The sequence below is a fragment of the Polaribacter vadi genome, assembly GCF_001761365.1.
GTDB lineage: Bacteria > Bacteroidota > Bacteroidia > Flavobacteriales > Flavobacteriaceae > Polaribacter > Polaribacter vadi.
Genome location: NZ_CP017477.1, coordinates 2,741,082 through 2,753,439, shown reverse-complemented (window position 1 = coordinate 2,753,439; position 12,358 = coordinate 2,741,082). Strand labels below are relative to the sequence as shown.

13 protein-coding genes are annotated in these 12,358 nt (G+C 32.1%); 8 read left to right on the top strand and 5 right to left on the bottom strand.

Features of this window, described 5'->3' with window-relative positions; genetic code table 11:
- The first annotated feature begins 75 nt into the window (after window positions 1-75).
- The 6 genes from LPB03_RS11920 to LPB03_RS11895 all read left to right on the top strand — a co-directional run bounded on the left by LPB03_RS11920 (window position 76) and on the right by LPB03_RS11895 (window position 7,674).
- Entirely contained in the window at window positions 76-1,233 is a 1,158-nt protein-coding gene (locus LPB03_RS11920; RefSeq protein ID WP_065319826.1) for a serine hydrolase domain-containing protein, read from the top strand.
- 174 nt (window positions 1,234-1,407) lie between these two features.
- A complete protein-coding gene (locus tag LPB03_RS11915; RefSeq protein WP_065319825.1) occupies window positions 1,408-1,803 on the top strand; it encodes a DUF5004 domain-containing protein in 396 nt (131 codons plus the stop codon).
- Window positions 1,804-1,946: 143 nt separating this feature from the next.
- Window positions 1,947-3,287 (top strand): FKBP-type peptidyl-prolyl cis-trans isomerase, encoded by a 1,341-nt coding sequence (locus LPB03_RS11910; protein WP_083187235.1) that lies wholly within the window; start codon window positions 1,947-1,949, stop codon window positions 3,285-3,287.
- A gap of 158 nt (window positions 3,288-3,445) precedes the next feature.
- Window positions 3,446-4,507: a hypothetical protein gene (locus LPB03_RS11905; protein ID WP_065319823.1), complete on the top strand. Its 1,062-nt coding sequence runs from the start codon at window positions 3,446-3,448 to the stop codon at window positions 4,505-4,507.
- 227 nt (window positions 4,508-4,734) lie between these two features.
- A complete protein-coding gene (locus LPB03_RS11900) occupies window positions 4,735-6,180 on the top strand; it encodes an amidohydrolase family protein (protein ID WP_065319822.1) in 1,446 nt (481 codons plus the stop codon).
- A gap of 60 nt (window positions 6,181-6,240) precedes the next feature.
- On the top strand, window positions 6,241-7,674 hold the full coding sequence (locus LPB03_RS11895) for an amidohydrolase family protein (RefSeq protein ID WP_065319821.1): 1,434 nt from the start codon (window positions 6,241-6,243) through the stop codon (window positions 7,672-7,674).
- A gap of 69 nt (window positions 7,675-7,743) precedes the next feature.
- Here the strand turns inward: LPB03_RS11895 and LPB03_RS11890 are convergent, their stop codons facing one another.
- The 4 genes from LPB03_RS11890 to LPB03_RS11875 are packed head-to-tail and all read right to left on the bottom strand — an operon-like array spanning window position 7,744 to window position 9,322.
- Complete coding sequence (locus LPB03_RS11890; protein WP_065319820.1) at window positions 7,744-7,932, bottom strand: hypothetical protein; 189 nt, start codon at window positions 7,930-7,932, stop codon at window positions 7,744-7,746.
- Window positions 7,919-8,152, bottom strand: a complete 234-nt coding sequence (locus LPB03_RS11885) for a hypothetical protein (protein ID WP_065319819.1) — start codon at window positions 8,150-8,152, stop codon at window positions 7,919-7,921. Before LPB03_RS11885 ends, LPB03_RS11890 begins: the two co-directional genes overlap by 14 nt.
- Window positions 8,130-8,564 (bottom strand): DUF5675 family protein, encoded by a 435-nt coding sequence (locus LPB03_RS11880; RefSeq protein ID WP_065319818.1) that lies wholly within the window; start codon window positions 8,562-8,564, stop codon window positions 8,130-8,132. Before LPB03_RS11880 ends, LPB03_RS11885 begins: the two co-directional genes overlap by 23 nt.
- Window positions 8,565-8,566: 2 nt before the next feature.
- Window positions 8,567-9,322, bottom strand: coding sequence for a hypothetical protein (locus LPB03_RS11875; protein ID WP_065319817.1), 756 nt, complete (start codon window positions 9,320-9,322; stop codon window positions 8,567-8,569).
- A gap of 155 nt (window positions 9,323-9,477) precedes the next feature.
- On the opposite strand from LPB03_RS11875, the gene LPB03_RS11870 reads away from it, so the two are divergent.
- Window positions 9,478-9,678, top strand: a complete 201-nt coding sequence (locus LPB03_RS11870; protein WP_317039013.1) for a hypothetical protein — start codon at window positions 9,478-9,480, stop codon at window positions 9,676-9,678.
- A 219-nt stretch (window positions 9,679-9,897) separates the two neighbouring features.
- Here LPB03_RS11870 and LPB03_RS11865 read toward each other — a convergent pair whose 3' ends face one another.
- The gene (locus LPB03_RS11865; protein ID WP_065319815.1) at window positions 9,898-10,776 is read right to left on the bottom strand and encodes a LysR substrate-binding domain-containing protein; all 879 of its coding nucleotides are present in this window, start codon (window positions 10,774-10,776) and stop codon (window positions 9,898-9,900) included.
- Between the two features lie 83 nt (window positions 10,777-10,859).
- Here LPB03_RS11865 and hutH point away from each other — a divergent pair, with 83 nt between their 5' ends.
- The gene (hutH, locus tag LPB03_RS11860) at window positions 10,860-12,356 is read left to right on the top strand and encodes a histidine ammonia-lyase (RefSeq protein ID WP_197497425.1); all 1,497 of its coding nucleotides are present in this window, start codon (window positions 10,860-10,862) and stop codon (window positions 12,354-12,356) included.
- Window positions 12,357-12,358 lie beyond the last annotated feature (2 nt).

The window sequence follows — 12,358 nt, the reverse complement described above, 5'->3', positions numbered from 1 at the left end:
TTTCATCCCTAAACCTTTCTTTTCTTCAATAAATAATATTTTAGAGTTCTATTTTTGTAGCAGTAAACAAAACCAATGAAGAAAATATTAATTAGTATATTTTTGGTAATTCAATTCATTTCAATTATCGGATGCCAGCAAAAAAAAGGCAAGGCATCTCTTATTACGACACAAAATAACAATCCAAAAATAGACTCTCTTTTCAAAGCACATTATTTACAGAATCTATTTCATGGAGGAGTAGTAATTACTCAAAAAGGTAAGACGCTTTATGAGAACTACTTGGGTGTAGCAGATAGGAGTTGGAATATTCTCATTAAAAAAGATGTAAAGTTCGATATCGCTTCTGTAAATAAATCTATGATAGCCGCTCTTGTTCTAAAAGCTGTAGAAGAAGGAAAGTTGAGATTGGACGATAAATTGGTAGATTTACTTTCAGGCTTTTCTTACGAAGGAAGTTTTCATTCTGAAATCACACTACATCATATGCTGAGCCATAGTTCAGGTTTACCCAATTATAATAATATAGATAAAAAACTACGGAAAAACAATTTTTTAACCTTTAAGCGCTTACGGTTTACCAATGAATCATATATCAATTTCATCAGTAAAATTAAACCCGTAAGCAAGCCTGACCATCAGTTTTATTACAGTAATTTTGCCTATCATTTAATATCCATCATATTAGAGCAAACTTACAAAAAGCCTTTTGGTAAAATATTGCAGGAAAAATTAACACTTCCCTTGGGATTAAAGAACACAATTTCTGAAAGCAAAAATGAAGTCGTTATTTCACAAATAGCTAAAGCTTACAACTACCAAGAAGAAACTGGGAAATGGCATCAAAATCTATTCATGGACTTAAGTCTTGGTAGACGGATATTTTCTACTGCCTCAGACCTAAACAGATGGGGACAAGTAATGGATAACCCCGGTTGGCTAACAAAAGAATCCCTAAACCTAATGAAGCAAAATCAACAAAAAGAAATAAATAAAAAATATAGTTATGGCTACGGATGGGTAGTCTTTGATGGAGAAAACAAAAGTGAAATGGGCAATTTAGAAATTTCGCAACCCTACATTATTCATGGTGGTAGTACAGAAGGGTATAAAGCCATGCTAATTAATATCAATAACGGTAAATACGTAATAAGTTTCTTAAGTAATATAGGAAACAAAACTCAAGAAATGCAATTAGCACAAAAAATAGTCAATATTTTAATTAAAAAATGAAAAAAGAATTGAACAATAGTGTTACTTTTTTCTCAAAACTTATGCAAAAAAGAGAAAGGTTATAAGTTTTTGAAAGTGGCAGAAGAAAATACAACCCCAGTTCCACAATAGTTTAAAATAAATTCCGATGGAAACTGACAATAATAATTACTCACATTTTAATACAATAATTATATGACTAAAAATAGAATTATTTCTTTTGTAATTTTGATAACAGGATTATTTTCATGTGCAAACAATCAAGCTCCAAAGAAGCAACTGATAGGCAAATGGACAATGACCAAGGTTTATGATGGTGAAAAGGATATAACCAATAAAATGAACCCAAAAAATAATAGGTGGATCAAATTTAACAGAAATGGCTCATTTGAAAGCGATGGTGATCCCCATGGATATAATGATGGAAACTGGGAATTAGATCCAGAAAAGTTAATTTTATTTTTAGACAGCAAATTAGAAGGTGATGATAGTGAGTGGAAAATAGCTTTCGATGGCAATACAACCATTTGGACAGGCATAGGCACTCCACGACAAGAACGATTTAAGCTGATACATAAAAAAATAGAGTAAAACAGATAACTTATACGATTCCTATAAGCTCCTCGAGATATTTATAATGATGAATACAACCAGGGAGTTTAGTAAAAAAAATGAAAAGTCCAGCTCACGGATAATAATTAGACATAATGTGCAACCTAAAAAAATGACAATCGATGAATATACATCCTAATATGAATTCAAACTTTTTGATATTACTTTTTTTAAGTGTGATTGCTTTAAATTGTAACTCAAACAAAAAAGCCAAAGATGAAAGCTTTACCAAAACATCAACGGGACTCGAATATAAAATTCTGAAAGAAGGAAACGGAGAGTCGGCAAAAGTTGGACAAGAGGTACTCATACACGAAACAATGTCATATATGAATGATTCGTTACTTTTTGATTCGAGGACTTTACCAAATCCTGTTAAAGTTTTAGTTGGTGGAAGTCAGGCAATCGCAGGAGTAGATGAAACATTAGTTGGAATGAAAATAGGTGAAATAAAAAAATTAATCGTTCCACCAAAATTAAGTAAAAGAAAAGGGGAACATAATTTCCCACATCCCGACTCTACCCTATTGTACGAAGTTGAACTGATTGATATTCTTGAATTGAAAAACCGACCGGAGGCAGTCTATTTTTCAGACAATAATGGAGAAACTTGGATAAATAAAAATAAGGGTCTTCCTGAATCAACAACCATTAGTTCCATTGCAACGAATGAAAATACAATTGGAATTTTATCAAAAGCAAAGGGCGTATATACATTCGATTTTCAGAATGACTCTTGGAAAAGCATACAAACTGAGAAAGTAATACTAGAAAACAATCCTACTGCAATAGCCTTATTAAAAAATAATATTTACGTAGGAACCCAATTGGGTGGAGTATATTATACAAAAGATATGGGTGAACATTGGGAGCAAATAAATGAGGGACTAGACAATTTAACGATTAGAAGATTTCAAAATATAGGACAAAAGTTATTTGTGGGCACAAATGCTGGTTTATTTTCTTTAAGAGCAAATAATACTATTTGGGAAAATGAATTTGCTAATAATACTATGCAAGTAAATGGGATTACAGAATTTGATGGAAACACATACATTGGCACAACTCAAGGTGCATTTACTTCTCCTATTGGACAGAAAGATTGGAAGAAGGTACTGTCAGATTATACCCTACACAATATTAGTTCAGACGACAAACATATTTATGCAATGACATATAATGAATTACTCTTTTCAACTGACAAAGGGGCTACTTGGCAAAGTTTACAAAAAGGCTTACCAAAAGAATTATATACGTTTAATGTAATTAAAAATGGCAATTCAGTTTTTGCTGGCCAATGGGATGGAGTTTACAGAAAAAATAGTGATTATGAAACTTGGCAATCCTATAGCAACGGCTTGCCAAGTAATCTTTCTTTAACGAATATGAAGTTATTTAAAGGTACAATTGTAGTCAGTGGTAATGAAAGAGGATTAAGAAAAGGAATGACAACTAATAAATAGGCAGCACATAATAATGTATAAAAATAATAGTCATGATAGCAATATATTCAAGGATTGTATCCCTCTTCAACTTTCTTGTAATTTGAAAAGAATGAGTCCCGAAATCGGCTCTATTCTTATATGAACCCTTGTACCCAATGCAGTAACAGACTCACTTTATGATAAAAAAACAATTTTTTATTTCAATTCTATCATTATTTCTATGTTTACCAATAAATGCACAAAATTGGAAAAATCCATATGAAAAATATTTAAATCTCACTTGCCCAATACCTCAAGATAGTATAAGCCACTTCGTTTATTTTTCAAGAGATAGAGCGTCTATAAAAAATCACCCTTTGCTTTTCTCTTCAAGATTTCAAGGAGCGCAAATAATGTATTCTTGGAAAGAATTAGAGTCTGAAAAAGATCAATACAATTTTTCGGTTATTGAAGAAGATATAGCTTATTTAAGTAGATACGGGAAAAAACTTTTCATTCAGTTACAAGATGTAACGTTTGACAAAAGATATAAAGCTGTTCCGAATTATTTGTTAACCAACGAATATGATGGAGGTGCAGTTTTTCAATATAATGACGATGGCGAACCTGAAGGATGGACAGCTAAAAGATGGAATAAAAAAGTTCAAGAACGTTTTGCAATGTTACTTATGGCATTAGGAAACGAATTTAATAAGAAAATTGAAGGAATTAATCTTCAAGAGACAGCAATTGGAGTTAATAGTAAGATAGATTCTAGCTTTTCAGAAATAGCTTATCTTCAAGGGATTAAAAGCAATATGTCAGCCGTTAAAAAAGCATTTCCAGATGTAACAACGATGATATATGCCAATTTTATGCCTGGAGAATGGTTGCCATTTAACGACAAAGGGTATCTAAAAAGCATATACAAATACGGCGAAGATATTGGTGTAGGACTTGGTGAACCTGATTTAATGGTTACTAGAAAAGGGCAATTAAATCATGCTCTTTCACAAATGCACGAAGGAAAATTTACAGTTCCTCTTGGAATTGCGATTCAGGATGGAAATTATATCAGTAAAACGGGTGCTGATAAAGATTATGAAGAAAATAAAGACAACGGTAAAAAGAATAGAAAGAACCTTGTTCCAATGTTACATGGTTTTGCAAAAGATTTTTTAAAGGTAGATTATATGTTTTGGGCAAATCAAAAGCCTTACTTCGAAGAAGATGTTATTCCCTGTTTTTCTATTAAATAAAATAAAAAGCACAGGGTACAAACAAGCCATATAAAATTAATTGCTAGTTCAATCTTGCCTATAAAAATCTTAACGGATATTCTTTTCGGTTTTTATTTGCTAACTTTCTTGCTCAACCAAGCAACTAATCAAAACACAAACAGGTGAGGCACAATTTAAAAAACAGTGTAAATACAAAAGAAAATTGTAACAATTTGCATATTGATTAGTCTTTTAAAAAAACACTAATGAACTATTTTAAATATTTGAACCTTATCATTTTATTATTTGTCTTTACTTTTTACGGGTGTTCAAATTCAACTGAAAACAAACCAAAAGATCAAGTAGTTCAAAAACAATCCCTTTTTGCAATCAAGAATGTAAATATCATTCCAATGACTATTGAAAACAATCTCATTGAAAATGCAACAGTAGTCATTGAAAACAAGAAAATTTTATCAATCAATGAGTCAATTCCCAATGGTGCGAAAATAATTGACGGAACAAGCAAATGGTTAATCCCAGGTCTTATAGATATGCATGTCCATACCAATGCCGATTTAAATTTCAGAGAAAACACACCTACTCAAGGAGCAACATTTTTTATGGACACCCAAGATGTGATGACAACATACATCGTAAATGGGGTAACAACCATATTTGAACTTGGAGGAAGAGTTGAGCATTTTGCACAAAGAAATGAAATTACAAAAGGAAAAGTGATTGGCCCTCGAATGGCAATAGCACCTATGATAAATGGTGGAGATCCAAATAATGGTGGAAGAACTGTAAACACTGCTTCAGATGCAAGACAGGCAGTACGAAGTATAAAAGCAGAAGGGTACAACTTCGTTAAAGCATATTCTAGTTTAAATATGGAGTCTTTTCAAGCAGTTGTAGATGAAGCTCAAAAACAAGGTCTTAAAGTTGTGGGTCATATACCAGATGCATTCAAAGGAAAAACAGAAAAGGCTTTTATTCCAAATTTTGGATTAGTTGCACATGCTGAAGAATTTTCAAAACAGATAAGAAATCAACCCAAGACAAAAAAAGAGGCTCAATATTTTGCTCAATTGTCAAAAGAGAATAACACCTGGCTAACTCCAAACTTGATTGCAATTGTCAAAATTAGAGACCAAGTGCAATCACTTGACTCAATTGCTTCAATGGAATCTTTAAAATATGTACATCCACTTTTGCAAGACAAATGGTTGCATTCAAACAATTATCACAAACATTCCAGTCCTGAATTTATCAATTACTTAGACAGCCTGATTGTATTCCACAAAGAAATGGTGGTGGCTTTTAGGGAAGCTGGAGTTCCAATGGTAGCAGGAACTGATGCAGGAGTTTCAGGAGTGGTAACGGGTTTTGCACTACACGACGAGCTTGAGTTGTTAGTTGATGCTGGCCTAACAAATGAGGAAGCGTTAATATCAGCTACGAGACTGCCTTCTGAATGGTTAAAAATTAATGAAATTGTCGGAACAATTGAAGTTGGTAAATATGCTGATCTTCTGTTATTAGATGCAAATCCTCTTGAAAATATTCAAAATACACGAAAAATAAGCGGAGTTTTTGCAAACGGAACTTGGGTTGATAGAAATAAGATTGATAAAATGCTATCGGAATTAGCTCATTGGAATACTTCAATGAAAGAGAAGTACAAATGGAAAAATAGAAGAAAATATTGATATAAAAAATGTAACTAATACCGTTTGGCAACAAAAACGTATATAAATAAATCGAACTCAATGAAATATTATCTGAAAATTATATTGCTGTTAATAACACTAATTGCCTATGGTTGTGCAAATCCTACTTCAAATAAAACAAAAGAAGAAAATCAACAAGAATTCGACACTTACGTCATAAAAAATGTGAATGTAATTCCGATGACAGAAAATAATAATGAGGTCATCAAAAGTGCAACTGTTGTAATCCAAAATCAAAAAATTATTTCAATTAATGATACCCTTCCAAAGGATTCAAATGTAATAGACGGAACAGGAAAATGGCTAATTCCGGGTCTTATTGATATGCACGTTCATAGCATTACAGATATAAACTTTAAAGAAAATAAGCCGACTGAAGGAGCTAATTACTTTTTAAATACGCAAGATGTAATGGTGCCGTTTATTACAAATGGTGTTACTACAATTTTTGATCTCGATTCGAGAATAGAACATTTTGCACAAAGAAATGAAATTATTGAAGGAAAAGTAATTGGACCTCGTATGGCTTTGGCGCCTTTAATTGACGGCGGAGATAATGGCAAAAAAGTAAATACTCCTGAACAAGGAAGACAGGCAGTAAGAATCGCAAAAGCTAATGGCTATAATTTTATTAAGGTATATTCTTTCTTAAATGCTGAAACTTTTAAAGCGATTGTTGATGAAGCGGAAAAACAAGGCTTAAAAGTTGTTGGACATATACCAGATGTATTTAAAGGCAATCTTGAAGAGGTTTTTGTGCCTAATTTTGGTTTGGTTGCTCACGCAGAAGAATACAGCAAGCATTCCAAAGATTTTACTGTAGAAGATGCAGAGTACTTTGCCCAATTAGCAAAAAAAAATAACACTTGGCTTACCAGTTCCCTAACCACTATGATTTGGATTGGAAAGCAACTGCGTTCAGTGGATAGTGTTCGAAATTCAGAAACACTTAAATATGTGTATCCACTCATAAGCAACAGATGGGTAAATTCAAATTTCTATTACAACCAAACAAGTCCTGAGTTTATTACTCGCGTCGACAATTTAATTGACTTTCAAGAAAAACTAATTAAGGCGTTTAATGAAGCAAAAGTTCCAATAGTTGCGGGTACAGACGCAGGTATTCCCGGTATTGTGCCAGGTTTTTCACTACAGGATGAACTAGAGTTATTGGCTGCTTATGGTATGACCAATGAACAAGTTTTAGCTTCTGCTACGCGACTGCCTGCTCAATGGTTAGGAATAGACCATAAAGTAGGAACTATCGAAGTTGGAAAATACGCTGACCTTTTATTATTAGATAAAAACCCATTAGAGAACATCAAAAATACAAGAAAAATTCAAGGCGTATTTGTAAATGGTACTTGGCTAGACAAAAAGAAAATTGAGACTATGCTTTCAGATTTGGCGAAGTGGAATACATCGATGAAAGACAATGACAGATACCAATGGGAAAATCGAAGAAACTACTAAAAAAACTGTGCTTAAAAACGCAGCAAATCAGATTCACACACTTTTTTTAAAAAACCTAGCCTATATAAGCTAGGTTTTCTTTTTTCGGTTTTTAGAAGACAATCGCTTTAAAAAAGCAGAAACAAAAAAACTCACTACAGCTCCAATAACAGCCATAATAATCGTAAAAAGCACATCGTCTAAACTAATGGTAAAAACTGTGGAGAGCAAGGTGCCTCCAACAACACCTGATTTTATTTGAACATCATTTAATAGCATCTTTTTGTTCGTTTTTATCGTCAGACACCACTGCTTGACTTACAGTAGTCACTACAGATCCAGCTACCGCTAAATAGCCTCCAACAGTCAATACAATTCCTGGTAAAGCAATGGGTGCTGCCAAAATAGTTCCACCAACGGCAGCCAATGCAATCCCTATATTTCTCAGAGTCTTAAAAAAGCTTGGAGTTGGTTTTTTATAACGTTCTACAATATTCATAATTTGATGATTTAATAGTTAAAAAAATGCGTTCTTTATTTTCTAAAGCACGATCGATAAGAAAACGCAACTTATCCAAAGCTCTTTGTGAATACAATCCTTTTCCAATACCAGAGAGATGTAATACAGGGGCAATACAACCTCTCAATTCTCTTTTGGCATTGTTTGCTGGATGAAGTAGAATCAGACTTCTGTTTTCCACATCTTTCAGAATAAAATGCTTTTTAAACTTTACTGATGTACGAGCAATCAACTCATATTTCCCTTCCGGTATGCAAGAAATACTTCGCTGATTATTCTGCCAAGGCAATTCAATAGTCTGACAAACAAATCTATTTTGAGATTTTTCAGAAGCAAAGAGAGCACCGTTGGTACCCTCCTTAAAATAACTTCTTTCCAGTATCAATTCCATATTTATGGAGTATCTACAATCACAACAGACAAAGCATTATAAGCACCATTTTTTAGGGCATACATTTGTCCATTTACTTCTTGATAAAACTCAATTCCTAATACTTGTACAACTGGTAAAGTTGAATTTGCAGTAATAGTTGCAGACAAAGCAATCGGTGCTGTATCCGCAGCAGTATACGGTAGAATAGCGGTTTCGTCATTCTCAAAAGTTGAGGTTTCATTTTCAAAATCCAATTCCGATGTTCCCATTACTACTTTAAAATGGGTAGTACCATTAGGTGCTGCAATTCTAATTGTTGGTGAAAATACTGCTATATCCAAAGTTGCTTCTCCAGTAACTCTATCAAAAGCTTTCGTATAAGCTGCAAATAAAGTAGCTCCTAACTTTCCATTCAAATTGAATTCAAAGTTTTCTAACAAGCTTAAATCACCATCTTGGAGTGTTCTTAAACCCCTTTCATTTGTGGTATCTGTTTTAGTAATAGCCACCAATGTTTTTGTCAAACGAGAAACCACACGTTTGTCCTTTGCATTTTGCAAAAGCACACGAATTGCATTTCGCAATACTTTACCACCTCTACCAGCTCTTCCAAATTCAGAACCATTTTCACGCGTTCTTTGAAAAGCGGGGTCATTCTGAATTCTACTTTTATCCACACCTCCTTTTTCACGAGCCAAATGTCCGTCTCCTGTTTTATAAAAAGAGATCCCTCCTATGGTTCCTTTTAATTTAATAATTCCTGTTTGTTTTGCCATATCATTATATTTTTTTGATTACGATATCAAATCACGTAACTTTATAGCGTATTGAAAAAAGAGGCATTCCAGAAAAAACAATCTATACCGATACAACCAAAATAATCCTAAAATGATAGTCTATGTTTCAAGTATGGATAAAGCATAGATACTGTATGATGAATTTAAAAAGAGCTTGTATATACCCAAAAGACATTCAGCGCATCACAGGGCGTAGTGAACGCTATGGACGTAAGTTATTACAAGAAATAAAAGACTTTTTAGGAAAGGAGTCTTATCAGTTTATTACAATCAATGAATTTTCTGAATATTCTGGGATTCAGATAGATATAGTAAAAGAATACATAGAAAACTAAATAATAAGTGATCCATTCGGTTACCTATTGAATTTAAAAACGACTAATGCACTGAAAAACAATTAAATAAAAAACAATCGAGATTCCCACCTTGAGTACTAAAACCTTTGAAAATCAATTGATTTTCAAAGGTTTTTCATTTTTATATAGTTATATCGCCAGCGATTTATAAAAATTAACTTTTATAATTCTATTTTAAAGTAATATTTAAAGTAATATTTAAAGTAATTTCAAAACATCATTTAAAATAGGATTTGTATTTTTTTTGTTCCAAATTACAGAAAGTGTTGTTTTCTGAGAAATCATCTCTAACTCAATAAATTTAATTTTATAACCTCTTTTTTTCGCCAAAGATTTTGGTATAATAGAAATTCCAAAACCGTTTTCTACCAACTTAAAAATAGAACTAGAGTGAATGGTATTATGAGACACTAAAGGTGTAAAACAACAATCATCAAAAATTTGCATTACTTTTTCATAGTAAGAAGCGCTGTATTTTGAATCAAATAAAATAAATGAATCTTCTTTAAATTGTTTTAAACTTTTAAAATTATCTTCATTTATTAAATGATTCTCTGGTAATACCAAACAAAAATTCTCTTTCAGTATTACTTTTATATCTAAATTTCTAGGAACTCTTTCTAAACGCACAAACCCAACATCTAAAGAAAAAGAAAGTAAATCTTCAATTTGTTTTTGGTTGTCTATTTCCTTTAAATTAAATAAAATATCTGGATGATTCTTCTCGAAACTCAGCAATAAATTAGGAATAACATCTTGCATTGCAGAACCAACGTAACCAATTTTTAATTCCCCTTTTTTTCCATCGTGCAATAATTTGGCATTGTCTAAAGTGTGAGAAAGTGTTTTTAATTGAAGCGAAAACTCCGTTTTAAGATACTCTCCAACCTTTGTTAAAACCACTTTTCTATTATGTCTTTCAAATAACACAACACCCAACTCTTCTTCTAATAATTTAATTTGCCTACTTAATCCTGGTTGAGAAATAAACAACTTCTCAGCAGCTTTTCTAAAATGTAATTCTTCAGCAACTGCTAAAAAATAACGTATATGTCTTAACTCTATTTGATAACTCATAGTTATTAATTACTACAATAAACAATATTAATAAGCATCAAAAGTAATTATAACTTTGTTAAGACTCAATTTATATAGAAATAATGTTCAAATACGGAATAGATCAGCTTACACTTTATAAAGTACAAGAAATAGCTAATGGTAATTTAAAAGCTATTATTAATAATGAAGCCAAAGAAAAAATAATTTCTTGCAGAAAGAAAGTAGAAATAATCACCAAAAACGACAAGGTAGTTTATGGCATCAACACTGGCTTTGGGCCTTTATGTGATGTACAAATTTCACCAGAAGAAACAAATCAACTTCAAAAAAATTTATTAATTACACATGCAGTTGGTGTAGGCAACAATATAGATAAACAATTATCTAAATTAATGATGATTTGTAAAGTACACGCACTTTGCCAAGGTTTTTCTGGTGTTAGACTAGAATTGATAGAGCGCATTATTTATTTTATCGAAAATAATTTATTACCAACGGTTCCAGAACAAGGTTCTGTTGGTGCTTCTGGAGATTTAGCACCACTTTCTCATTTATTTTTGCCTTTAATTGGTGAGGGTGATTTTTGGGTTAAAAATGAAATATTTTCAGCTAAAGAAATTTTAGAAAAACATAATTTAAAACCTTTAGAATTGCAAGCAAAAGAAGGTTTAGGTTTAATAAACGGAACTCAATTTATATTAGCACACACAATTACTGGTCTTCTAAAAATGGAATACTTATTAGATTTAGCAGATATCTCTGGCGCTATGAGTATTGAAGGTTACAAAGGAAGTTCTTCGCCATTTAGAGAAGAACTACATAGAATTAGGCCTTTTAAAGGAAGTATTAAAGTAGCAGAAAGAATGAGAAACCTTTTTAAAGATTCTCAAAACATTACTTCTCATGAAAACTGCGAACGTGTGCAAGATCCATATTCTATGCGTTGCATTCCACAAGTTCATGGTGCATCTAGAAATGCATTTTATCATTTATTAGAATTAGCAGAAATAGAAATGAATTCTGTTACAGACAACCCAATTGTTTTAAGTGAAACTGAGGCAATTTCTGGTGGTAATTTTCACGGACAACCATTGGCAATGGCTTTAGATTATTGTTCTATTGCAGCATCAGAATTAGGAAACATTGCAGACAGACGTTGTTATTTATTACTAGAAGGAAAATACGGTTTACCAAGATTATTAACAAAAAGTGGTGGTTTAAATTCTGGTTTTATGATACCACAATATACCACTGCAGCTTTAGTTACAGAAAATAAATCTTTGTGCTTTCCTCCTTCTGCAGATAGTATTCCTACTTCTTTAGGGCAAGAAGATCATGTTTCTATGGGAAGTATTTCTGGTAGACAATTTAATCAAATTTTAGGGAATTTAGAAAAAATACTAGCCATAGAATTAATGTACGCTGCACAAGCTTTAGAATTTCGAAGACCAAATACTTTTTCTGAAATCATAGAAAAAAATCACTCAATTATTAGAGAGGAAGTTGATAAGTTAGAAGATGACAGGCTTTTAAAGGATGATATTCACAATATGATTCAATTGGTAAAAACTAAAAAATTAATTGTAAAATATAATTAATC

Excerpts from the sequence above, each read along its gene's own strand:
- LPB03_RS11895 (WP_065319821.1), top strand. The coding sequence starts at position 6,241 with ATGAAATATTATCTGAAAATTATATTGCTGTTAATAACACTAATTGCC.
- LPB03_RS11870 (WP_317039013.1), top strand. The coding sequence starts at position 9,478 with ATGATGAATTTAAAAAGAGCTTGTATATACCCAAAAGACATTCAGCGC.
- LPB03_RS11875 (WP_065319817.1), bottom strand. The coding sequence starts at position 9,322 with ATGGCAAAACAAACAGGAATTATTAAATTAAAAGGAACCATAGGAGGG.
- LPB03_RS11885 (WP_065319819.1), bottom strand. The coding sequence starts at position 8,152 with ATGAATATTGTAGAACGTTATAAAAAACCAACTCCAAGCTTTTTTAAG.
- LPB03_RS11880 (WP_065319818.1), bottom strand. The coding sequence starts at position 8,564 with ATGGAATTGATACTGGAAAGAAGTTATTTTAAGGAGGGTACCAACGGT.
- LPB03_RS11905 (WP_065319823.1), top strand. The coding sequence starts at position 3,446 with ATGATAAAAAAACAATTTTTTATTTCAATTCTATCATTATTTCTATGT.
- LPB03_RS11915 (WP_065319825.1), top strand. The coding sequence starts at position 1,408 with ATGACTAAAAATAGAATTATTTCTTTTGTAATTTTGATAACAGGATTA.
- LPB03_RS11910 (WP_083187235.1), top strand. The coding sequence starts at position 1,947 with ATGAATATACATCCTAATATGAATTCAAACTTTTTGATATTACTTTTT.
- hutH (WP_197497425.1), top strand. The coding sequence starts at position 10,860 with ATGTTCAAATACGGAATAGATCAGCTTACACTTTATAAAGTACAAGAA.
- LPB03_RS11865 (WP_065319815.1), bottom strand. The coding sequence starts at position 10,776 with ATGAGTTATCAAATAGAGTTAAGACATATACGTTATTTTTTAGCAGTT.
- LPB03_RS11890 (WP_065319820.1), bottom strand. The coding sequence starts at position 7,932 with ATGCTATTAAATGATGTTCAAATAAAATCAGGTGTTGTTGGAGGCACC.
- LPB03_RS11900 (WP_065319822.1), top strand. The coding sequence starts at position 4,735 with ATGAACTATTTTAAATATTTGAACCTTATCATTTTATTATTTGTCTTT.
- LPB03_RS11920 (WP_065319826.1), top strand. The coding sequence starts at position 76 with ATGAAGAAAATATTAATTAGTATATTTTTGGTAATTCAATTCATTTCA.